The sequence below is a fragment of the Eggerthella timonensis genome (assembly GCF_900184265.1).
GTDB classification, from domain to species: domain Bacteria; phylum Actinomycetota; class Coriobacteriia; order Coriobacteriales; family Eggerthellaceae; genus Eggerthella; species Eggerthella timonensis.
In genome coordinates, this window is record NZ_FXXA01000002.1 from 2,443,073 (window position 1) to 2,463,313 (window position 20,241).

The 20,241-nt window shown below is 67.0% G+C and carries 17 protein-coding genes and 1 tRNA gene; 11 read left to right on the plus strand and 7 right to left on the minus strand.

The genetic code is table 11. The annotated features are described in order from the left end of the window. The first annotated feature begins 29 nt into the window (after positions 1 to 29). Both C1A15_RS10150 and C1A15_RS10155 read left to right on the plus strand, forming a co-directional pair. On the plus strand, positions 30 to 353 hold the full coding sequence (locus C1A15_RS10150) for a metal-sensing transcriptional repressor (protein WP_101722457.1): 324 nt from the start codon (positions 30 to 32) through the stop codon (positions 351 to 353). An 88-nt stretch (positions 354 to 441) separates the two neighbouring features. Continuing rightward, positions 442 to 3,060, plus strand: a complete 2,619-nt coding sequence (locus C1A15_RS10155; RefSeq protein ID WP_101722458.1) for a heavy metal translocating P-type ATPase — start codon at positions 442 to 444, stop codon at positions 3,058 to 3,060. Between the two features lie 71 nt (positions 3,061 to 3,131). On the opposite strand, the gene C1A15_RS10160 is transcribed toward C1A15_RS10155, so the two are convergent. Further along, positions 3,132 to 4,268 carry a pyridoxal phosphate-dependent aminotransferase gene (locus C1A15_RS10160; protein ID WP_101722459.1) on the minus strand — a complete coding sequence of 379 codons (1,137 nt, stop codon included), beginning with the start codon at positions 4,266 to 4,268 and terminating at the stop codon, positions 3,132 to 3,134. 103 nt (positions 4,269 to 4,371) lie between these two features. Here C1A15_RS10160 and dinB point away from each other — a divergent pair, with 103 nt between their 5' ends. Continuing rightward, positions 4,372 to 5,700 (plus strand): DNA polymerase IV, encoded by a 1,329-nt coding sequence (gene dinB, locus C1A15_RS10165; protein ID WP_180953069.1) that lies wholly within the window; start codon positions 4,372 to 4,374, stop codon positions 5,698 to 5,700. A gap of 276 nt (positions 5,701 to 5,976) precedes the next feature. On the opposite strand, the gene C1A15_RS10170 is transcribed toward dinB, so the two are convergent. After that, on the minus strand, positions 5,977 to 6,855 hold the full coding sequence (locus C1A15_RS10170) for a DegV family protein (protein ID WP_101722460.1): 879 nt from the start codon (positions 6,853 to 6,855) through the stop codon (positions 5,977 to 5,979). A gap of 216 nt (positions 6,856 to 7,071) precedes the next feature. Here C1A15_RS10170 and ileS point away from each other — a divergent pair, with 216 nt between their 5' ends. From ileS to C1A15_RS10185, 3 genes are read left to right on the plus strand one after another with little or no spacing between them, the layout of a single operon-like run. Beyond that, positions 7,072 to 9,915 carry an isoleucine--tRNA ligase gene (ileS, locus tag C1A15_RS10175; RefSeq protein ID WP_101722461.1) on the plus strand — a complete coding sequence of 948 codons (2,844 nt, stop codon included), beginning with the start codon at positions 7,072 to 7,074 and terminating at the stop codon, positions 9,913 to 9,915. Positions 9,916 to 9,920: 5 nt separating this feature from the next. Next, positions 9,921 to 10,535: a signal peptidase II gene (gene lspA / locus C1A15_RS10180; RefSeq protein WP_245864993.1), complete on the plus strand. Its 615-nt coding sequence runs from the start codon at positions 9,921 to 9,923 to the stop codon at positions 10,533 to 10,535. Beyond that, positions 10,532 to 11,569, plus strand: coding sequence for an RluA family pseudouridine synthase (locus C1A15_RS10185; protein ID WP_101722463.1), 1,038 nt, complete (start codon positions 10,532 to 10,534; stop codon positions 11,567 to 11,569). Before lspA ends, C1A15_RS10185 begins: the two co-directional genes overlap by 4 nt. A 75-nt stretch (positions 11,570 to 11,644) precedes the next feature. Here C1A15_RS10185 and C1A15_RS10190 read toward each other — a convergent pair whose 3' ends face one another. Then, entirely contained in the window at positions 11,645 to 12,460 is an 816-nt protein-coding gene (locus C1A15_RS10190; RefSeq protein ID WP_101722464.1) for a putative ABC transporter permease, read from the minus strand. A gap of 94 nt (positions 12,461 to 12,554) precedes the next feature. Between C1A15_RS10190 and hemH the strand changes: the two genes are divergently transcribed. The 3 genes from hemH to C1A15_RS10205 all read left to right on the plus strand — a co-directional run bounded on the left by hemH (position 12,555) and on the right by C1A15_RS10205 (position 15,116). Then, entirely contained in the window at positions 12,555 to 13,586 is a 1,032-nt protein-coding gene (gene hemH / locus C1A15_RS10195) for a ferrochelatase (protein WP_101722465.1), read from the plus strand. Then, complete coding sequence (gene coaBC / locus C1A15_RS10200) at positions 13,579 to 14,799, plus strand: bifunctional phosphopantothenoylcysteine decarboxylase/phosphopantothenate--cysteine ligase CoaBC (RefSeq protein ID WP_101722466.1); 1,221 nt, start codon at positions 13,579 to 13,581, stop codon at positions 14,797 to 14,799. Before hemH ends, coaBC begins: the two co-directional genes overlap by 8 nt. Before the next feature lie 240 nt (positions 14,800 to 15,039). After that, positions 15,040 to 15,116: transfer RNA gene (locus C1A15_RS10205), tRNA-Pro, on the plus strand. Here the strand turns inward: C1A15_RS10205 and C1A15_RS17020 are convergent. Next, on the minus strand, positions 15,095 to 15,262 hold the full coding sequence (locus C1A15_RS17020; RefSeq protein ID WP_180953070.1) for a hypothetical protein: 168 nt from the start codon (positions 15,260 to 15,262) through the stop codon (positions 15,095 to 15,097). The two genes, C1A15_RS10205 and C1A15_RS17020, sit on opposite strands and share 22 nt — an antisense overlap. A gap of 210 nt (positions 15,263 to 15,472) precedes the next feature. On the opposite strand from C1A15_RS17020, the gene C1A15_RS10210 reads away from it, so the two are divergent. Continuing rightward, positions 15,473 to 16,738, plus strand: a complete 1,266-nt coding sequence (locus tag C1A15_RS10210) for a RidA family protein (RefSeq protein WP_101722467.1) — start codon at positions 15,473 to 15,475, stop codon at positions 16,736 to 16,738. A gap of 191 nt (positions 16,739 to 16,929) precedes the next feature. Beyond that, on the plus strand, positions 16,930 to 17,181 hold the full coding sequence (locus tag C1A15_RS10215; protein ID WP_101722468.1) for a GlsB/YeaQ/YmgE family stress response membrane protein: 252 nt from the start codon (positions 16,930 to 16,932) through the stop codon (positions 17,179 to 17,181). 289 nt (positions 17,182 to 17,470) lie between these two features. On the opposite strand, the gene C1A15_RS10220 is transcribed toward C1A15_RS10215, so the two are convergent. The 3 genes from C1A15_RS10220 to C1A15_RS10230 all read right to left on the minus strand — a co-directional run bounded on the left by C1A15_RS10220 (position 17,471) and on the right by C1A15_RS10230 (position 20,063). Beyond that, a complete protein-coding gene (locus C1A15_RS10220; protein ID WP_101722469.1) occupies positions 17,471 to 18,520 on the minus strand; it encodes a DUF4179 domain-containing protein in 1,050 nt (349 codons plus the stop codon). Beyond that, positions 18,510 to 19,001 (minus strand): RNA polymerase sigma factor, encoded by a 492-nt coding sequence (locus C1A15_RS10225; protein WP_101722470.1) that lies wholly within the window; start codon positions 18,999 to 19,001, stop codon positions 18,510 to 18,512. Before C1A15_RS10225 ends, C1A15_RS10220 begins: the two co-directional genes overlap by 11 nt. A gap of 90 nt (positions 19,002 to 19,091) precedes the next feature. Continuing rightward, the gene (locus tag C1A15_RS10230; protein ID WP_101722471.1) at positions 19,092 to 20,063 is read right to left on the minus strand and encodes a helix-turn-helix transcriptional regulator; all 972 of its coding nucleotides are present in this window, start codon (positions 20,061 to 20,063) and stop codon (positions 19,092 to 19,094) included. Between the last annotated feature and the right edge of the window lie 178 nt (positions 20,064 to 20,241).

Sequence of the window (20,241 nt, forward strand, 5' to 3'; positions counted from 1 at the left end):
CCTCATGGGGTATAGAGGAAAGGAGCATCATGGCGGAGAAGAACCCGCCGGCTGCGGAGGCCGGCTGCTGCCGTCGCAAGGAGACGCCGCGCTCGGAGGAGCTGCAAGCCGACCTGCAGAAGCGGCTCAACCGCGTCATCGGCCAACTGGGCGGCATCAAAACCATGATCGACGACAACCGGTACTGCGGCGACGTGCTCACGCAGCTCGCCGCCGCCGAAAGCGCCGTCCACAGCGTTTCGGCCCTCATGCTGCAGAACCATCTGGAAACCTGCGTGGTCGAGCAGATCAGGCGCGGCAACGTGGAGGTCGTCGACGAAGTGATGCAGCTCATGAAGAAGTTCTCGCGATAGACCAAGGAGGCAGCGCGAAAGACGGGCAGGATGTTTCACGTGAAACATCCGTTCGGATTCTCGTTGGGCGGCCAAGAAGGAGCATGAGGTGAAGCAAGCATTCGATGTGACCGGCATGACGTGCGCGGCGTGCTCCGCGCGCGTGGAGAAGGCCGCCCGGGCCGTGCCCGGCGTGGCCGACGTCGCCGTGAACCTGTTGAAGAACAGCATGGAGGTGACGTATCGCGACGGCGCGGAGCCGGCGGCCATCGCGAACGCCGTCGAGGCCGCCGTCGACAAGGCGGGCTACGGCGCCGCCGCGCGCGTCCCAGCGGGCCAGCAGGCTCCCGGTGCCGGAAGCCGCGCGGCCGAGGCGCGTCCCGTGGCCGACGCGGCCGCCGAGGCCAGGCGCGTGCGCATGCGCCTCGTCGTGTCCGCGGCATTCACGATCCCGCTGTTCTACCTGTCCATGGGGCACATGTTCGGCTGGCCGCTGCCCGGGTTCTTCCTGGGCGACGCGAACGTGATGACGTTCGCGTTCACGCAGTTCCTGCTGCTTCTGCCCGTCGTGTTCGTCAACTTCAAGTTCTTCCGCGTGGGCTTCAAAACGCTCGCCCACGGCGCGCCGAACATGGACTCGCTCATCGCCCTCGGCTCGACGGCGGCCACCGCGTACGGCATCTACGCCATCTACAAGATCGGCATCGCGCTAGGCGCGGGCGACCTGCACGCCTCGCATATGGCGGCGATGGACCTGTACTTCGAGTCGGCGGCCATGATCCTCACGCTCATCACGCTGGGCAAGTACTTCGAGGCGCGCGCGAAAGGCAAGACCACCGACGCCATCGCGAAGCTCATGGACCTCGCGCCCAAGGAGGCCACGCGGCTCGTGGACGGCCGCGAGGAGCGCGTCGCGGTGGAAGCGGTGCGCGCGGGCGACGTGCTGGCGGTGCGCGCGGGCGAGGGCATCCCCGTGGACGGCACCGTGCTCGAGGGCTCGGGAACGGTGGACGAGTCGGTGATCACGGGCGAGAGCGTGCCCGTGGACAAGCGCCCCGGCGACGCGGTGACCGGCGCCACCGTGAACAGCACCGGGTGGTTCACCATGCGGGCCGATCGCGTGGGCGACGACACCACGCTGGCGGGCATCATCCGGCTCGTGGACGAGGCCACGTCGACGAAGGCGCCCATCGAGAAGATCGCCGACAGGATATCGGGCGTGTTCGTGCCCGTGGTCATCGTCATCGCCGTCGTAACGTTCGCCGTGTGGATGTTCGGCGGCTCGACGCTCGAAGTTGCCCTGTCGCACGCCATCAGCGTGCTCGTCATCTCGTGCCCGTGCGCGCTCGGCCTGGCCACGCCCACGGCCATCATGGTGGGCACCGGGCGCGGGGCGGCATGCGGCATCCTCATCAAGTCGGCCGAGGCGCTGGAAACCGCCCACGACGTGAAGACCGTCGTGCTCGACAAGACGGGCACGGTGACCGAGGGCGCGCCGAGCGTCACCGACGTGATGCCGGCGCCGGGCGTGGGCGAGGAGCGCCTGCTGGAGCTGGCGGTGTCCATCGAAGGCCGATCAGAGCACCCGCTCGCGCGCGCCGTGTGCGACTACGCGCGCTCTCGGCGGGCCTACCCGCTGATCGTGGAGGATTTCAAGCAGGTGCCCGGCGAAGGGGTGGCAGCGCTCGTCGATGACCGTCCGTCATGCGCCGGCAACCTGCGCATGATGGAGGCCCGCAACGTCGCCGTGGGCGCGTTCGCCGAGGAGGCGCGACGGCAGGCCGACGAGGGCAAGACGCCGCTCTTCTTCGCTCAGGACGGCGAGCTTCTGGGCGTGATCGCCGTGGCCGACACGGTGAAGCCCTCGAGCGCCGCCGCCCTCGCCGAGCTCAAGTCCATGGGCATCCGCACGGTGATGCTGACCGGCGACAACGAGCGCACCGCCGCCGCCATCCAGCGCGAGGTGGGCGCCGACGAGGTCATCGCCGGCGTGCTGCCGGACGGCAAGGAGCGCGAGATCCGCCGCCTGTCCGAGCAGGGCCGCGTGGCCATGGTGGGCGACGGCATCAACGACGCCCCGGCGCTCGCGCGCGCCGACGTCGGCATCGCCATCGGGGCGGGCACCGACGTGGCTATCGAGAGCGCCGACATCGTGCTCATGAGAAGCGACCCGCTCGACGTGCCCGCCTCCATCCAGCTGTCGCGCGCGACGCTGCGCAACATCAAGCAGAACCTGTTCTGGGCGCTCGTCTACAACGCGGTGTGCATTCCCGTGGCCGCCGGCGCGCTGTCGTTCATGGGGCTGAACCTCAACCCCATGATAGCCGCGGCCGCCATGAGCCTGAGCTCGGTGTGCGTGGTGTCGAACGCCCTGCGCCTGCGCGGCTGGAAGCCCAACCTCCCCAAGGTGCCGACGGGCGCCCCCGCGAGCTCGCCCGTCGAAGGCGGCGACCCCGGCGAGGCCGCGGACCCCAAAGAAACCCCCGATGAAACCCCCGATGAAACCCCCAACGAAAAGGAGATCGTCATGGAGAAGACCCTGAACGTCGAAGGCATGATGTGCCAGCACTGCGTCGCCCACGTGAAGAAGGCCCTCGAAGGCGTGGCGGGCGTCGAGGAGGCCGTCGTCGACCTCGAGGCCGGCACCGCCACCGCGAAGATGACCCGGGACGTGCCCGAAGAGGCGCTGGTCGCCGCCGTGACGGAGGCGGGATACGAGGTGAAGTAGAAGCGCGAAGGGCTGCCCGCGGGCAGCCCTTCGTTGCGACAAAGCGCGTTCCTCTTTCGCGGATGCGCCCTCTAGCACCCCGTGATGATCTCGCGGAGGGCGGCCACGAGCTTCTCGTTGTCCTCGCGCGTGCGGACGGCCACGCAGAAGTAGCGGCTGTCCTCCAGCGCGGGGGTGCCCTCGAGCTTGCGGATCAGGAACCCGGCCAGCTGCAGGCGCTGCGCCAGCTCGTCGGTGTTCGCCACGCCGAGCGCCAGGTCGGGCCCGCCGTCGAACGTGCACATGACGTAGTTCGCCTCGGCGGGGAAGATGTCGATGCCGGGGATGAGGTTCAGCATGCACTGCAGCCAGGGGATCTCCGAATCGAGGAAGTCGCGCGTGCGCTCGAGGTGCTCCGTCTCCGAAAGCGCCAGCTCGCCGATGACCTCGGCGAACATCGGCACGCACGAGCTGTCGTAGAAGTGCGTGATCTGCGCGATGGTGTCGGGGTGCGCGATGCAGTAGCTGATGGGTATGCCCGGCATGGCGAAGGGCTCGCACAGCGAGCGCACCACCACGAGGTTGCGGTGCTCGTTCACGAGCGCCACCATGCTCTCGCCGCCCAGCGTGAGCTCGATGGAGCGCTCGTCCACGACCACCCAGGTGCAGGCGTCGAGGTAGGCGAGCAGCGTGGGCCTGGGCAGCAGGCGGCTCGTGGGGTAGCCCGGGTTCGCCAGCACGGCGGCGTCGAACACGATGCCGTGGCGCTCGGCCGCGGCCGGGTCGGGCACGGTGAAGCCGGCCGGGCTCGCGATCTCCACCACGCGATGGCCCGCGTTGCCGGCGGCCAGCGCGTACTCCACGGGGCCGGGGACGGCCACGCCCACGGTGCAGGGCTGGTAGGTCTGGGCAACGGCGCGCACCATGTCGCCCACGGTGGAGCCCACGAGGAACGACTCGACGGGCAGCCCGAACTTGCGGGCAAGCACGCTGCGCAGCGTGTGCGCCTCGCGGTCGGGCGGGTAGTTCAGCTCGCCGGCGGCCAGCGCTTCCTCCATCGCGCGGATGAAGGAAGGGGGCGTTCCCAGGGGGTTCGCCGTGCCGGAGAAGTCGATCCAGTTCATCTCGGAGCGCATCTCGTAGGGGGGCGACAGCAGCTGCTCGGGCAGCGCGGTCACGCAGGCGCGCACGCCAAGGCGCGCGTCGGCATCTCGCTGCGTCATCGTCATGTCTCTCCCTCCCCGCGTTTCGCCTCGTGATTCGAGGCAAGGAATGAATATCCTAGCACAAGTTCGTTACGCCCGGCTATGGCATGGTAGACTTATTCGCGCAATGCGATCCGATTCCCCACAGACCGATTCCGAAGCGCCCGCAGACGGCGACGGCTTCGCCCTGCCGCTCGAGGAGTGGCGCGGGCCGGCCATCCTGCTTGTGGACCTCGATGCGTTCTTCGCCTCGGTCGAGCAGCTCGACCATCCCGCTTGGCGCGGCAAGCCGGTCATCGTGGGCGGCGACGCCGACAAGCACGGCGTGGTGTCCACGGCGTCGTACGAGGCGCGCCCGTACGGCGTGCACAGCGCCATGCCCTCGTCCACGGCGAAGCGCCTGTGCCCGCACGCCATCTGGACGCATGGCCATTTCGACCGCTACCGCGAGATGTCGAACGCCATCATGGACATCCTGCGCGCCGAGACGCCGCACGTGCAGCAGGTCAGCATCGACGAGGCGTTCATGGACGTGACGCCCACGTCGGTGAACCGCGAGCATCCCGTGCGCGTCGCGCAGCGCATCCAGCAGCGCGTCGAGAAGCTGGGCGTCACGTGCTCCATCGGCGTGGGCACGTCGAAGACCGTCGCGAAGATCGCTTCGGACATGGACAAGCCGCGCGGGCTGACCGTGGTGTACCCGGGCGGCGAGCGGGACTTCCTCGCCCCCCTTCCCGTCCGCACGATGAGCGGCATCGGAGCCGCGGCCGAGGAGAAGCTGCACTCCCGCGGCATCCGCACGCTCGGCCAGCTGGCCGACGCGGACGAGGGCATGCTGCTGCGCGTGTTCGGCAAGAACGGCCGCGTCATGCACGTGCGGGCGAACGGCGGCGACGACGCCCCGGTCGAGCAGGACGACACGGTGAAGTCGGTGTCGAACGAGATGACGTTCGCGTCAGACCTCACCGCGCGCGACGAGGTGGAGGGCGCCATCGCTACCATCGCCGCGAAGGTGGGGCGCCGCCTTCGGCGCAAGGGCCTGCGCGGCCGCACGATCAGCCTGCGGGTGCGCTACGACGACCGCAGCGTGCGCTCGGTGCAGCGCCAGCTGGCGGCGCCCAGCGACGACGAGTTCGCCTACACGCCGCTTCTGTACCGCATGATGGACGAGCTGTGGCGGCCCGGCATGCCCGTGCGCCTCATCGGCGTGGGGATGACGGGGTTCGAGGGCGGCGAAGGGGTGCAGGAGAGCCTGTTCGACCTCGCCGAGGCCGCGCCGAACGAGGACGACGTGCGGCCGTCCATCCCCGACGAGGGGAAGCGCCGCGGGCTCATCGAGGCCACCGACCTCGTGAAGGACAAGTTCGGCGAATCCGCCGTCCGCTTCGGCCGCGAGCTGCGCGGCGAGGGCAACACCACCGGTTCCGCCAGCAAGAACCCGGCCGACTACAAGTAGGGCGCGCTTCGAGCCCGCTGTCGACGTCGCTGCGGGCGATCATGATCGGATAGTTCGCGGAAACGCCAAAAATTCCCCTTATTGGCAAGCTTCGTCGAAGAAAACCATCGTGAAGCAAGAGAGCCCCAGGCAAACGCCCGGAGCTCTCGCAAACATCCGCAAGAAGATTGCCAATAGCGGAATCTTCAGCCATTTTCGGCGGAGCGAACAACGAAACGGGGCTTCATGCGAGCCCGCCGGATCCTCGGCGGCCCGCTGCCCGGCTCGCAGGCCGCGCTAGCGCTTGTCGGCCAGGAAGAACAGCGCCATGGTGCCGGGGCCGGAATGGGCGCCGATGACGGGGTCGACGTAGTTGATGACGACCTGCTTTACGCCGAAGCGCTCCTTCACCTGCTCGGCCACGTACTCGGCCTCCTCGATGCAGTCGCCGTGCGTGATGAACACCATCTGCCCGTCGATCGGCGGAAGCGCCGCCTTCTCCATGTGGTCCACGAGCGCGTTCAGGGACTTCTTGCGGCCGCGCACCTTCTCCAGGGGGACGAGGCGCCCTTCGTCGTCCACGTGCATGACGGGCTTGATGTTGAGCATGGTGCCCGCCCAGGCCGCCGTCTTCGACACGCGGCCGCCGCGGAACAGGAACATGAGGTCGTCGACGGTGAACCAGTGAGCCAGGTGCAGCTTGTTCTCCTCCACCCAGTCGCGCACCTCCTCGATGGAGGCGCCGGCACGGGCGCGCTGGACCGCGTGCCAGATCAGCAGGCCCTCGCCGCCCGAGGCCGCCAGCGTGTCCACGGCGTACATCGTGCGGTCGGGGAACTCCTTCGCCAGGTCGCGGATGAGCAGCTTGGTGGCCTCGTAGGTGCCCGACAGGCCGCTGGAGAAGCCCAGGTACAGCACGTCCCGCCCTTGTTCCAGCAGGCCGCGCATGAGCGCTTCGGAATCGGCCAGGTTCGGCAGCGACGTCGTGATCACCTTGCCCTCGCGCATCATCGTGTAGAACTGCGCCAGATCGGTGTGCTGGCCCTTGAGGTAGCTTTGGTACTGCTCGCCGTCCACCATGAAGGTGAGGGGCAGGATGTGCAGCCCGAAGTCGTCGATCATGTCCTCGACGAGGTTGCAGCTGGAATCGGTGACGATCTCGAAGTTCATCGGCATACGACGCGTCCTTCCTGAAAACTGCAGCGGTCGGAAAACCCGAGCCTTCCGCTGTGAATAGGCGAATGATGAAAAGTATACCGTGAAGCGTCGTGCTCCTGTGTCGCAATTTTGAAAAGTGCGGCCAGGCTCGCTGGAAACGGCGTTCGTTCCACTATACTATAGCGGTTTATGACGAACGAAAGCGCACAGGCTTTGAGGAAAGGTACGGCACCCGTGGCGAACACGTACAAAGAAACGATGAACCTGCCGAAGACCGACTTCGCGATGCGGGCGAACCTGCCCGAGAACGAGCCGAAGCGGTTGGCCAAATGGGAGGAAGAGCGCATCTACGAGCAGGTGCTCGAGAAGAACAAGGACGGCAAGCCCTTCATCTTGCACGACGGCCCCCCGTACGCCAACGGCCCCATCCACATCGGCCACGCCTTCAACAAGATCCTCAAGGACTTCGTGAACAAGTCCCATGCGCAGCGCGGCTTCTTCACGCCGTACGTGCCGGGTTGGGACTGCCACGGCCAGCCCATCGAGCACATGGTGGAGAAGACCCTCGGGCCCGAGAAGATGGCGAAGATCGACCAGCCCACGCTGCGCCGCCTGTGCCGCGAGTGGGCCGAGAAGTACGTCGACGTGCAGCGCGAGGGCTTCAAGCGCCTCGGCGTGAACGCCGACTGGGACCATCCGTACCTCACCTTCACGCCGAACTACGAGGCGGGCAACGTCGAGGTGTTCAAGAAGATGTACCTCGACGGCTCGGTGTACCGCGGCCGCAAGCCCATCCACTGGTGCAAGCGCTGCCACACCGCGCTTGCCGAGGCCGAGATCGAGTACTCCGACGAGACGTCGCCGTCCATCTTCGTGAAGTTCAAGATGGACCTCATGCCCGGCATGTTCGAGGCCGCCGGCGCGACGGGCGACGCCTACGTGCTCATCTGGACCACCACGCCCTGGACGCTGCCGGCGAACACCGCCGTGTCGCTGGCGCCCGATGCCGACTACGTAATGGTGCAGGTAGCGGGCTCGAACATGATCATGGCGCGCGAGCTGGTGGACCAGGTGGCCGAGATCGCGGGCTGGGAGTCCTACGACCTCGTGCGCGGCGCGGACGGCGAGCCCGTCTCGCTCAAGGGCCGCGAGTTCACCGGACTGACCTACACGTGCCCCATCCGCCAGGACCTCAAGGGGACCATCATCTACGGCGACCACGTCACGCTCGACTCGGGCACAGGCGCGGTGCACACCGCCCCCGGCCACGGCCAGGACGACTACCTGGTCGCCCTCGAGTTCGACGTGCCGCTGCTCATGCCGGTGGACGACAACGGCGTGCTCACCGACGAGGCGGGCCCCTTCGCGGGCCTCGACGTGGACGAGGCGAACCCGGCCATCATCGCGTGGCTGCGCGAGCGCGGCACGCTCGTGGCCCAGAAGGAGATCCTCCACAGCTACCCGCACTGCTGGCGCTGCCACGAGCCGGTCATCTTCCGCGCCACCGACCAGTGGTTCGTGTCGATGGACAAGAACTCGCTGCGCGAGAACGCGCTCAACGCCATCGACCGCGAGGTGGAGTGGATCCCCGCATGGGCGAAGAACCGCATCGGAAGCATGGTGGCCGACCGTCCCGACTGGTGCATCTCGCGCCAGCGCTCGTGGGGCGTGCCCATCCCCGTGTTCAAGTGCGCCAAGTGCGGCAACACCGTGGCCACGGCCGAGACGTTCGACGCGGTGATCGACCTGTTCTACCGCGAGGGCGCCGACGCGTGGTTCACGCACGATCCGTCCGACTACCTGCCACGCGGCGTGAAGTGCGAGACGTGCGGCTGCACCGAGCTCGTCCCCGAGAAGGACATCCTCGACGTGTGGTGGGAGAGCGGCGTATCGCACACCTCCGTGCTGAAGCACCGCGAGGCCGAGGGCCTGCGCTTCCCGGCCGACATGTACCTCGAAGGCTCCGACCAGCATCGCGGCTGGTTTCAGTCGTCCCTGCTCACCAGCATGGGCGCCTACGGCGTGCCGCCGTACAAGTCCGTCATGCACTGCGGATTCACGATGGACGCCGAGGGCAAGAAGATGTCGAAGTCGGCCGGAAACGGCGTCGACCCGGCGGACGTCATGGCGAAGAGCGGCGCCGACGTGCTGCGTTTGTGGGTGGCCAGCGTCGATTACTCCCAGGACGTGAACATCGGCGACGAGATCCTCGAGCGCACGAGCGAGGCGTACCGCCGCATCCGCAACACCTTCCGCTTCCTGTTGGGCAGCCTCGACGACTTCGCCAACGAGCACGCCGTCAAGGATTGGGACGCGCTCGAGCCCGTCGACCAGTGGGCCATGGTGCGTCTTTGGCATCTGCTGCGCGACGTGGAGCGCGCCTACGACGAGTACAAGTTCCACCTCGTCTACCGCGCGGTGTACGACTACGCCGTGAACGATCTCTCGGCCGTGTACATGGACGCGACGAAGGACCGCCTGTACTCCGAGGCGCCCGACTCGCCGCGCCGCCGCGCCGCGCAGACCGTGCTCATGAACATCCTCGAGGTGCTCGTGCGCGTGCTGGCGCCGGTGCTCACGTTCACGACCGACGAGGTGTGGGAGCACTATCCGGAAGGCGTTCGCTCGAGCTACGGGAACGTCCCGAACGTGCAGCTGGCCGGCTGGCCCGAGAGGTCCGACTTCGCGCCCGCGCTGCCCGACGATGCCGAGCGCGTCGCCGAGGACTTCGGCCTGGTGATGGGCGTGCGCGAGGTCGTGACGAAGGCGCTCGAGGACGCGCGCGGTCGGAAGGTCGTGAACAAGAGCCAGGAGGCATCCGTGACGGTGACGGCGCCGCGCAGCATGCTCGACGTGCTGGAGCGCTACGACGCGTCGGTGTTCGAGGAGCTGTTCATCGTGGCCTCGGTGGCGTTCGAGGAGGGCGATGAGCTGGCGGCGTCGGTGGCGAAGACCGATGCCGAGAAGTGCCCGCGCTGCTGGAACTACCGCGCGCTCGGCGGCAACCCGAACCATCCGGATGTATGCAAGCGCTGCGGCGACGCGCTCGACGCCGTCGGCTTCGCAGAAGGGGAGTAAGGCGCATGCCCAATCAGCCTGAGCAAGGCGGCGCGGGAGCGGAGCCGAAAGACCCCGAACGTTCGAAGCGCTCGCGCAACACGCTCGTGTTCGGCATCGTCGCGCTCGCATGGCTCGCTTTCGACACGCTCACGAAGAGCTACTTCAACGGCTCGTACGCCGTGGGCGAGGTCGTCACGGGGCCGCTGCTCGGCCTCGTGCGGTTCCACCTCGTGCACAACACCGGGGCCGCATGGGGCATGTTCGGCGACTCGACGTTCCTTCTGGGCGTCATGTCGCTCATCGTGTGCGTGCTGCTCACGGTGTACCTGTTCTTCCTCGTGCGCCGTCCGAACATGGCGCAGGTGGTGGGCGTGGCGCTCGTGGTGGCGGGCGGCCTCGGCAACGCGTTCGACCGCTTCACGCTGGGCTACGTCGTGGACTTCATCGAGCCGGTGTTCATCGACTTCCCCGTGTTCAACGTGGCCGACATCGGCGTGACGTGCGGGTTCGTGCTGTTCCTCGTCGGCGTGCTGCTGAGCTGGCGTCACGAGGACCGCATCGATGCCGCGGCAGCCTCCGCCGCCGAAGCTGACGCCGTGCCCGACGACGCGCGCGACGAAGGAACCGACGCCCGATGAGCCGCCTGCTGAGCTACGGCGCCTCCGCCGACGACGCGGGGCAGCGCCTCGACGCCCTGCTGGCCGCGCGCGGGCTGTATCCCAGCCGCAGTGCGGCGGCGCGCGCCGTGGACGAGGGGCTCGTGTTCGTGAACGGAGCGGCGGTGGCGAAGAAGCACCTCGTGGCCGCAGGCGACACGATCGTGTACCAGGTCGAGGAGACCGCGGCGCCGGGCCCCTTGACCGGACAGCCCATCGAGCTCGACATCCGCTACGAGGACGACGGCCTCATCGTGCTGTCCAAGCAGGTGGGGCTCGTGTGCCATCCGTCGGTCGACCACGACGACGGCACGCTGGTGAACGCCCTCATCTACCATTGCGGCGCCGAGCATCTGTGCAACGTGCAGGGCGAGGACGACCGCCTGGGCATCGTGCACCGCCTCGACCGCGACACGAGCGGCCTCATGCTGGCCGCGAAGACCGACGAGGTGGGCTACGCGCTCATGTCCGACATCCGCGACCGCGCGGTCGACCGCCGCTACCTGGCGCTCGTGCACGGCGTGATCGCCCACGACACGGGCATGATCGACGCTCCCATCGCGCGCGCCGAAAAGGAGCGCACGCGCATGGCCGTCCGCGACACGCAATCGGCCCGCGAGTCGATCACCACGTTCCGCGTGCTCGAGCGCTTCGAGCACGGGCCGCGCGACGACGGTTACACGCTCATCGACTGCAAGCTGTTCACGGGCCGGACGCATCAGATCCGTGTGCACATGGAGTATGCGAAGCACCCGCTCGTGGGCGACCCGGTGTACGTCTCGGGGTCCCCGAGCGCCCCCGCAGCCGATCTCGGCCTGGACCGCCAGTTCCTCCATTCGTTCCAGCTGGCCTTCGAGCATCCCCTCACCGGCGAGGCCCTCCGCTTCGCGGACAACCTTCCCGCCGACCTGCAGGATGCCCTCGACGGCCTCGCCGGCCGCAGCGCCGGCCGCACGGCAGCCGGCGAGGAAGTGCGTGCCCTGCTCGAAGACGCCCCGAGGCCGCAGTTGCGGTGAGACAGGGGAGGTGAGACGGAGGGACGGGGTAATTGTCTCATTCGCTGAATGAGACAATTACCCCGTCCCTCCGTCTCACCCTTTCCCGTACACGCTCATGTTCTGCATGCGGGATTGGAGGTAGCTGTCGGGGAAATGCTCGTCGAGGAACCGCTGCTCCCAGGTGGTGGCGGGCACGCCGGCGGCGCGCTGGCCCTCGCGGTCGAGCGCGATCACGGTGACGGCGATGTTGGCCGCCATGAACAGGCTGAGCGCCGCGGTCACGAGCCGCGCGACCGCGCTCTTGGAATCGACGTGCGAGAACACGCGCTTGATGAACGGCAGGATCGTGCGCACCCACACGAGGCCCAAAAGGCCCCACATCACGCCGAACGCGAAGTTCGTGCGCCCGTTGATGCTGCCGAACGTGCCGCTGTAATCCCAGGCGATCGCGCCCCACAGCGCTTCCATGAGCCAGCTCGTGGTGTACTCCATCACCGAGCCCAGCAGCATGGCGATGAGGAAGATGATGAGGTTGTGCGAGTGGTAGAAGCGGTTGAGCGACGCAGTGAGCACCACCGCGCCCACGCCGTAGATGGGCGAGAACGGCCCCCATACGAGGCCGGCGCGGCTCTCGTAGCCGCCGTACACGATGGCGTGGAACGCCGTCTCCACCACGAGCCCGAACACGCATCCGGCCATGAACAGCCAGAACAGCGTGAAGTAGTCGATCTTGAGATAGCCCTGGTTCGGGCGGACCTGCTCGCGCGCCTCCTTGCCGATCTCGCGGAGGATGCCCGGATGCGGCGCCGCGCTGTCGCAGGAGGTGGAGCCGGCGCCGGGTTCGCGATCGGGCGTTACGGCCTGTCGCGACGGTAATTCCGCAGCCGATTTTTTCGGTTCTTTCTCCATTCACCTGCCCTATCAATAGTCAATGGGCTAAACTATAACAGATTTTCAAGGGCGGAATTCAACCGTTTCGCCATGTCTACGCCGCAGGAAGGTGATGAGCATCGTGCCACAGCCGAAGCGCTCAGGGGTGCTTTTAGTGAACACCGGCACGCCCGCCGTGCCCAAGCCCCGGGCCGTGCGGAAGTACCTCGCCAAATTCTTGATGGACAAGCGCATCGCGCCGATGAACCGCGTGGGATGGTGGTTCATCCTCCATCTGTTCATCCTGCCGAAGCGAGGGCGCGCGTCGGCCGAGAAGTACGAGAAGATATGGACGGACGAGGGCTCGCCGTTCACGATCGCCCACGAGAAGCTCGCGGCCGGCTTGGGCGCCGCGTTCGATGAGGAGGGCCTCGGTGCCATGGTGCGCTGCGCCATGAGCTACAGCGACCCGTCGGTGCTCGACTGCGTGCGCGAGCTCAAGGACGCGGGCTGCACGAAGCTCGTCGTGCTGCCGCTGTACCCGCAAAGCGCGTATTCGACCACCGGCTCGGTGTCCGACAGCGTGGAGCGCGCGCTCAAGAAGGCGCGCTGGGACGTGCCGTGCGACTTCGTGGACAACTACCACGACGACCCCACCTACATCCGCGCCATCGCCGCGTCCATCGAGCACGCCGGGTTCAAGGTGGATTCCGACGACAAGGTGCTGTTCTCGTACCACTCCATCCCGCTCGTGGACATCGAGGCGGGGGACACCTACGAGCTGCAGACGGGCGCCACCAGCCTGCAGGTAGCCAGCGAACTGGGCATCGATCGCAATCGTTGGACCATCGGCTATCAATGCCGCTTCGACAAGAGCCGCGAGTGGCTCTCGCCGTACACGCGCGACGTGCTCACGCGGTGGGCCGAGGCAGGCGTGAAGCGCGTGTTCTTCATCTGCCCGAACTTCGCCGTCGATTGCCTGGAGACGCTCTACGACATCGACTACGAGCTCAAGCCGTTCTACTTCGACCAGATCAAGCAGGCGGGCCGCACGCCGGACGAGGCATGCTTCACCTACGTGCCCTGCCTCGACCGCAGCCGCGCGCACCTTCGGGTGCTCGCCGACGTGCTGCGTCCGTATATAGAGGAGGATCCTCGTGGCTAACGCAAACGACGGCGCGGCGAACCCCGCGCAGAAAACCGTGCTGCTGGGCGTGACGGGATGCATCGCCGCCTACAAGTCGTGCGAGATCGTGCGCGGCCTGCAAAAGGCCGGCGTGCGCGTGAAGGTGGTCATGACCGAGCACGCGACCGAGTTCGTGGGACCCACGACGTTCCGCGCGCTCACGCACGAGACGGTGGCCGTCGGGCTGTTCGACGACCCCTCCGACCCCATCCACCACGTGTCGCTCGCGCAGGAGGCCGACGTCTTCCTCATCGCGCCGTGCACCGCGAACGTCATCGCCAAGATCGCCAACGGCATCGCCGACGATTTGCTGACCACCACGGCGCTCGCCACCACGGCACCGCTCGTCATCGCGCCGGCCATGAACGTGAACATGTACGAGAACGGCGCCACGCGCTACAACATCGGCAAGCTGCACATCCGCGGCGCGCGCTTCATCGACGCCGGCGACGGCTACCTGGCGTGCGGCGACATCGGCAAGGGCCGGTTGGCCGAGGTGGACGACATCGTGTCGGCCACGCTCGACGAGCTGGGCGTGAAGCGCGACTTGGCCGGCCGCCGCGTCATGATCACCGCAGGCCCCACCGTGGAGCCCATCGACCCGGTGCGCTACATCTCCAACCACTCCTCGGGCAAGACCGGCTACGCCATCGCCCGCGCGGCGGCGCTGCGCGGCGCCGACGTGACGCTCGTGTCGGGCCCCGTCTCGCTCCCCGCGCCCCAGGGCGTGCACATGGTGCACGTGAAGACGGCGCGCGACATGTACGCGGCCGCAGAGGAGGCCTTCGAGGACTCCGACATCGCCATCTTCGCGGCGGCGGTGGCCGACATGCGCCCGCGCGAGGCGGCCGGGCACAAGCTGAAGAAGGGCATCGCCGACGCCGAGCTGGGCACCATCGACCTCGTGGAGAACCCCGACATCCTGGCCACGCTGGGCGCGCGCAAGGAGCACCAGGTGGTGGTCGGGTTCGCCGCGGAGACGAACGACGTGGTGGCGAACGCCGAGAAGAAGCTCGTGTCCAAGCACGCCGACCTCGTGGTGGCCAACGAAGTGGGCGGCGGCCGCGCCTTCGGCGCCGACGACAACGTGGTGTGGTTCGTGGACGACGAGGACATCGAGGAGCTGCCCCGCATGTCGAAGACCCGCCTCGCCGACGAGATCCTCGACAAAGCCATCCAGTTCCTGGCGTAGTCGGGCGCTTGCCTGCATCCGCCGATCGAGGCGTCGGCCCGAATACGCTTTTTGATCAAAAAGCGTATTCGGGCCGACGCTGCTCTCCGGTTGCGCTTCGCGTCCAATGAGGGCTTCGGGATGCGACGAACGAGAAGAACGAACGAGAAGATGCAAATTTCTTCTTGCAAAGCACCGAGGTTACCGTTAATATAGTCAACGCTGTTTGGGAAGCTTGCTTGAGCGACCGGACAAGCACAACGGGTTGTGGCGCAGTTTGGTAGCGCACTTGACTGGGGGTCAAGGGGTCGCAGGTTCAAATCCTGTCAACCCGACCAGCAACGTAGAACAGGCCATCGGGCATCAGCCCGGTGGCCTGTTTTCTTGCGTCGGGCCGCTCGTGGCGATATCGTGGGCATCCTGTGAACAGAAGGTGACGCGGCGGGATAGCAATCGGTGAACGGTAGGCGCGATAATCCTGCATGAAACGCTCCTTTCGATCCCGTTTTCTGCATGGCGGGGGAGGGGTTTCCACTATTGGCGGCGAACGGTCGCTGAGGCGCCTCGCCGCGGATCGGAAATCTTCCCAGAATCGAATTGTGCACCTGCACAAAACGTTATACTACAGCCCTCCGGACATACGGAGCGTTCCGCAGGAACGTAAGCGAAGCACTCATAAAGGAGGAAACGATCTATGAGCGGTGATAACGTAGTATTGGCGCGCAACACGGAAGCGGCCCCCCAGAACGACCGTCACGCGCAGACCGTGGCGTTCTCGCACTACAACAACATCTCGGCCCAGCTTCCTATCGACCCCGAGACCGGCGCGCTCGTCGAAGGCGGCATCTTCGAGCAGGCCGAGCAGTGCTTCGAGAACCTCGAGGCCATCGTCGAGAGCATCGACCACTCGCTGAACGACGTCGCGCGTCTCACCGTCTTCGTGCGGGACATTCGCGACATGGACGCCGTCGACGAGGTGTTCCGCGCCTTCTTCCCGACCTACGTTCCTTCCCGCACGGCCATGGCCGTCGCGGCGCTGCCCATGGACGCGCTCGTGCAGGTGGAAGCGCTCCTCGTCAACGGCGAGGGCACCATCCCCAACGAGCCGCAGGCCAACGACCTCGTGAAGTACGTGAACAACACGCACAACGCTCCCTACGACGGCCTGTCCTCGCAGAGCGTCGCCTTCTCGCACTACAACAACCTGACCGCGCAGCTGCCCATCGACCCCGTGTCGAACCAGATCGTGGTCGGCGGCGTTGCCGAGCAGGCTGCCCAGTGCCTGAAGAACATCAAGGCGATCCTGACGAGCATCGACGTTCCGTTCGACGACATCGTCAAGGTCACCGTCTTCCTGAAGAACCTCTCCGACATCGACGCCGTGAACGACGTGTACACGCGCTTCTTCCCGGATTCGGGCATCGCCCGCGCCGTGGCCTACGTGCCCGCCCGCACGGTGGTCGAGGTCGCCGAGCTGCCGATGCACGCGCTCGTGCAGATCGAAGCCGTGGTGTCGCACGGCGACGGCACGCCGCCGCAGGAAGTGGAAGCCCGTCACGGCCTCATCATCGAGGCGAACGACACCGACGCGGCCCCCACGAGCCCGCTCTCCACGCAGAGCGTCGCGTTCTCGCACTACAACAACATCTCGGCGCAGCTGGGCGTCGACGCCGCGTCGGGCCTGCTCGTCGCCGGCGGCGTTGCCGAGCAGGCCGAGCAGGCGTGCAAGAACATCAAGGCCATCATCGAGAACGTCGACCATACGATGGAAGACGCCGTCAAGGTGAACGTCTACCTGAAGAACATCGACGACCTTGCCGCCGTCGAGGACGTGTGCGCCCGCTACTTCACCGGCGCTCCCGCGTTCCGCGCGGTGGGCACCGCGGCGCTCCCGATGGACGCGCTCGTGCAGATCGACGCGATCTTCGGCAACGCCGAGGGCACCCCGCCGGTCAAGTAACCTGCTTGCGCATCGGATGAACGAGAAGGCCGGGGAGCGCTCCCCGGCCTTTTTTGCGCGGCGGCGCTGCTCACGAAGCGGCATCCAACCGCCAACAGGCTGCATACGGCTTTCTGGTCAGGCTGTTCTGAGGGCGTTGCTCGTCTATCCTTTCCTTCATCATCTACGAGCATCCGAGGAAAGGATAGGACATGAGCATCATCGTATGGATCATCATCGGCGGTTTGGCCGGCTGGATCGCGAACATGATCATGAAGACGGACGGCAGCCTCATCAAGAACATCGTGACGGGCATCGTCGGCGCGCTCATCGGCGGGTTCGTCATGAGCTTCTTCGGCGCTGCGGGCTTCACCGGGTTCAACCTCTGGTCGTTCTTAGTTGCGTTGATCGGATCGGTGATCCTCATCGCCGTCATCAACCTGCTGACCGGCAAGCGCGCGTAACGCCGCTGCCGATCGACTGGACGCCGAGGGCCGGGAGCGCACGCTTCCGGCCCTCGGCGTGCTCGCTCGAAAAAGGCGAAGGCGCCGGCCCCTATGCGTTGCAAAATCGGGTTTTTGGTCGCCCGACGCATGCCGCGGCTGCCGTTTCGCACCTGCCGGAAAACGGTGAACTGGGACGATGTCCCGAGGCGCTTCGAAAGCGCCTCGGGGAAACCGCCAAAAACCCGATTTTGCAACGCATAGGGGCCCGTCCCGTGCCACGCCGCCGTTGGCCTGCGCGTAGACCGCATCATCGCGAGGGCGGTACGGAGCTTATCGGTATCTCCACGCTTCCGACCGTGATCGACGCCACCTCGTCGAGATCGAGGAACCGGTCGAACGCCACGTGCTTGTCGGTGACCGTCGTCTGCTCCCGCACCTCGACCCCGCCGCCTTTCCGCGTCGCGTCGACGACGGTGCCGTCCTTCATGTTCACCGTCAAGGGCCGCTCTTGCAGGCGCTTCGACTCCGGCGTGCCGGCTCCGGTCGGGCCCAACCCGATCGGGAAGTCGATCATGAGGTCGACCGACAAGCTCAAAGGGGAGATCGTGATCGCGTTGATCGTGGCGGTGCCCTCGTCGAAGGCGAACGTCTGACCAGCCGGCACGTTTCTCGACAGATCGGCGCAGTTGGCGAGGAAGCTCATCCTCCAGGCGCCCTCCACGAGGGTTCGCGCTTCGCCGTCTTCGTCGAGGGCCATGAGGTCGAGCAGCTTCACGCGCACGGGCCTGCCGAGGAAGCTGCCGCCGCCGTGCGTGTCGATGGTGCTCGCCTTCACGAACTGGATGGCGTTGTCGTCGGGGTCGGCATCGAAGAAGTACGAGGCGGTGCCGCGCGACGGCGCGCCGTCGATCGTGACGGTTGCCAGGTTCCCGAACCTGAGCGCCAGCGTGCCGTCCTCGTTCTTCCGGATCCCCTCGAAGGCCGTGCCGTCGTCCTTCGCGACCCTCAGCACGACGGCGTAGTTGGATCGGTCGCCCACGACGGCCTCGGCAGTGACGGTGACGCCGTTCGACGAAGCGCTCGCGACGGGCCGTCCGACGCGGTCGACCACCTCGGTTGCCGGAAGCGTCTCCGCCTTCGCGGCCGGGCGCCCCAATATCCCAGCCGCGTACGCCGTGCAGCCGACGACGAGCGCGAGGAGGGCCGCGGCCGCGGCTATCGCGAGGGTGCGGGTTCGGCGGGATGCGCGACGCGGACGCTCGGGCGCGGCCGCAGCCTCGAGGGCCTGCGCCAGGCGCCGCTTCGCTTCGGGGGAGAACCGCAGCTCGTCGAGGGCTGCCTTGTACTCATCGATCATCGTCGGCTCCTTCCAGCGCGGCGCGCAGCTTGGCGCGCCCGCGGCTCAGATGCGCCGCAACGGCGTCTTCGGTGCGATCGGTCATCTGCGCGATCTCCCGCGCCGTGTATCCTTCGTAATAGTGCAGGTACACGGCCTCGCGGTAGGCCTGCGGCAGCGCCATCACCGCGTTGAGCACGTCGCTGTCCGGCGCTTCGGGCGCGGCGGCCCCGGCTGCGGCTTCGAGGGCGACCGACGTGCGTCGCCGCCCGCTGCGCAGCACGTCCTTGCAGGCGTTCGCCGTCGTGCGCACCACCCAGGCGCGCTCATGCTCGGCGCTCTCGAACGCGCGCCCGCCCTGCAGCAGCTTGATCAGCACGTTCTGGCAGATGTCCTCCGCATCGTGCGTGGACTTGAGGTACGTGTAGCTCAGGCGCAGGATGAGGTCGGCGTACGTGCGCACGAGCCGCTCCGCCTCGTTTTCGGGTTGTCGCTTGCGCATAGGGTGTCCGTTTCCTGTCATCTTCCGGGCAACGTCGCTTCACCTTCGATACGATCCAGACGCACGGATCCTGACAGCGCGGGCGCGATTTTAGGAGAATTCCCAAAAATCCTGGATGAGCTCCTTGCGGTTCGCGCGCCCGGCCTTCTGGAGGATGTGGTGCATGTGCACCTTGACGGTGCTCGGCGCGAGGTGCATGGAGGTGGCGATGTTCTGGTTGTCCTTGCCCAGCAGCACGAGCCTGAGCACCTCGGCCTCGCGCTTCGACAGCTGGCGTGCGGCCGCGTAGGCCACGAGGTTCTGGTCGATGAACGTCTCGAGCGACGCGCCGCCCTGCGTGGGCGGCTCGGCGCGCCTCAGGGACAGGTTCCTCCAGGCGCTCGTGCAGGCTGCGAACGCGCAGCACAGCACGAGGGCGTTCTCGGCGAAGTTGCGCTCGGGGAAGAAGGGCAGCGCCCGGCCTCCTGACGCATGCGGGTCGACGAGCAGCAGGAACACGACGTTCTCCAGCAGCACGCACGTGACGAGCGCCCAGAGCGCGCCGTAGAGGGCGCGGTGGCGCCGCATGCGCAGCCGCAGCACGTCGTCGCGCGTGGCGACGTAGCGGACGGCGAGGTAGACGAGCATCGCGTACAGCAGAGCCTCGCGCATGCTGTAGAACAGGAACATCTGGCCGTTGCCCGCGGGCACGAGCAGCAGCGCGGCGGCGCTCGCCAGCGCGAACGCCGCGCCTGGCATCCAGCGCACCGCCGGCCTGCGCTCCTCCAGGTACTCGCACAGCACGAGCCAGAACGATACGAGCGCGCCCCCTCCGATAAGGATGGAGGCGACCGGGCTGCCGATGAAGAAGGGGGTGGCCGACGCGTCGGCGGCGCGCTGCATGAGGAAGTCGTCCTGGAACACGAGCGCGACGTCGAAGAAGTAGAACAGGAAGCCGGCGAACGCGTAGCGGTACGTCTTGTTGCGCGTCACCAGAAACGAGGCGAGGCACGTCGCCGCCGTCAGGATGACGGCCAAGAGCACGATGAGCGTGTAGTAGAAAAGACCGAGCCCCATGTCCATGCGCGTCCTCGTTCGTCGTCGCCGCCACGCGCCCGCAGGGGCGCATATCCCGAACAGTATAGACGATTGGCCGCAACGCGCCAGCTCAAACGCCTCTACAACCGAAATACACCCGCTCCTACCACCTGGTTAGGACTGCCCGCGTGACCGGGGGCGCGACACGATGAGGCCAGCGTGC

Coding starts and splice junctions, on each gene's coding strand:
- C1A15_RS10225 (WP_101722470.1), bottom strand. CDS start 19,001: ATGCGCAAGCGACAACCCGAAAACGAGGCGGAGCGGCTCGTGCGCACG.
- C1A15_RS10190 (WP_101722464.1), bottom strand. CDS start 12,460: ATGGAGAAAGAACCGAAAAAATCGGCTGCGGAATTACCGTCGCGACAG.
- C1A15_RS10160 (WP_101722459.1), bottom strand. CDS start 4,268: ATGACGATGACGCAGCGAGATGCCGACGCGCGCCTTGGCGTGCGCGCC.
- C1A15_RS10150 (WP_101722457.1), top strand. CDS start 30: ATGGCGGAGAAGAACCCGCCGGCTGCGGAGGCCGGCTGCTGCCGTCGC.
- dinB (WP_180953069.1), top strand. CDS start 4,372: ATGCGATCCGATTCCCCACAGACCGATTCCGAAGCGCCCGCAGACGGC.
- C1A15_RS17020 (WP_180953070.1), bottom strand. CDS start 15,262: ATGCAGGATTATCGCGCCTACCGTTCACCGATTGCTATCCCGCCGCGT.
- C1A15_RS10215 (WP_101722468.1), top strand. CDS start 16,930: ATGAGCATCATCGTATGGATCATCATCGGCGGTTTGGCCGGCTGGATC.
- hemH (WP_101722465.1), top strand. CDS start 12,555: ATGAGCATCGTGCCACAGCCGAAGCGCTCAGGGGTGCTTTTAGTGAAC.
- C1A15_RS10230 (WP_101722471.1), bottom strand. CDS start 20,063: ATGGACATGGGGCTCGGTCTTTTCTACTACACGCTCATCGTGCTCTTG.
- C1A15_RS10170 (WP_101722460.1), bottom strand. CDS start 6,855: ATGCCGATGAACTTCGAGATCGTCACCGATTCCAGCTGCAACCTCGTC.
- C1A15_RS10185 (WP_101722463.1), top strand. CDS start 10,532: ATGAGCCGCCTGCTGAGCTACGGCGCCTCCGCCGACGACGCGGGGCAG.
- C1A15_RS10210 (WP_101722467.1), top strand. CDS start 15,473: ATGAGCGGTGATAACGTAGTATTGGCGCGCAACACGGAAGCGGCCCCC.
- lspA (WP_245864993.1), top strand. CDS start 9,921: ATGCCCAATCAGCCTGAGCAAGGCGGCGCGGGAGCGGAGCCGAAAGAC.
- C1A15_RS10220 (WP_101722469.1), bottom strand. CDS start 18,520: ATGATCGATGAGTACAAGGCAGCCCTCGACGAGCTGCGGTTCTCCCCC.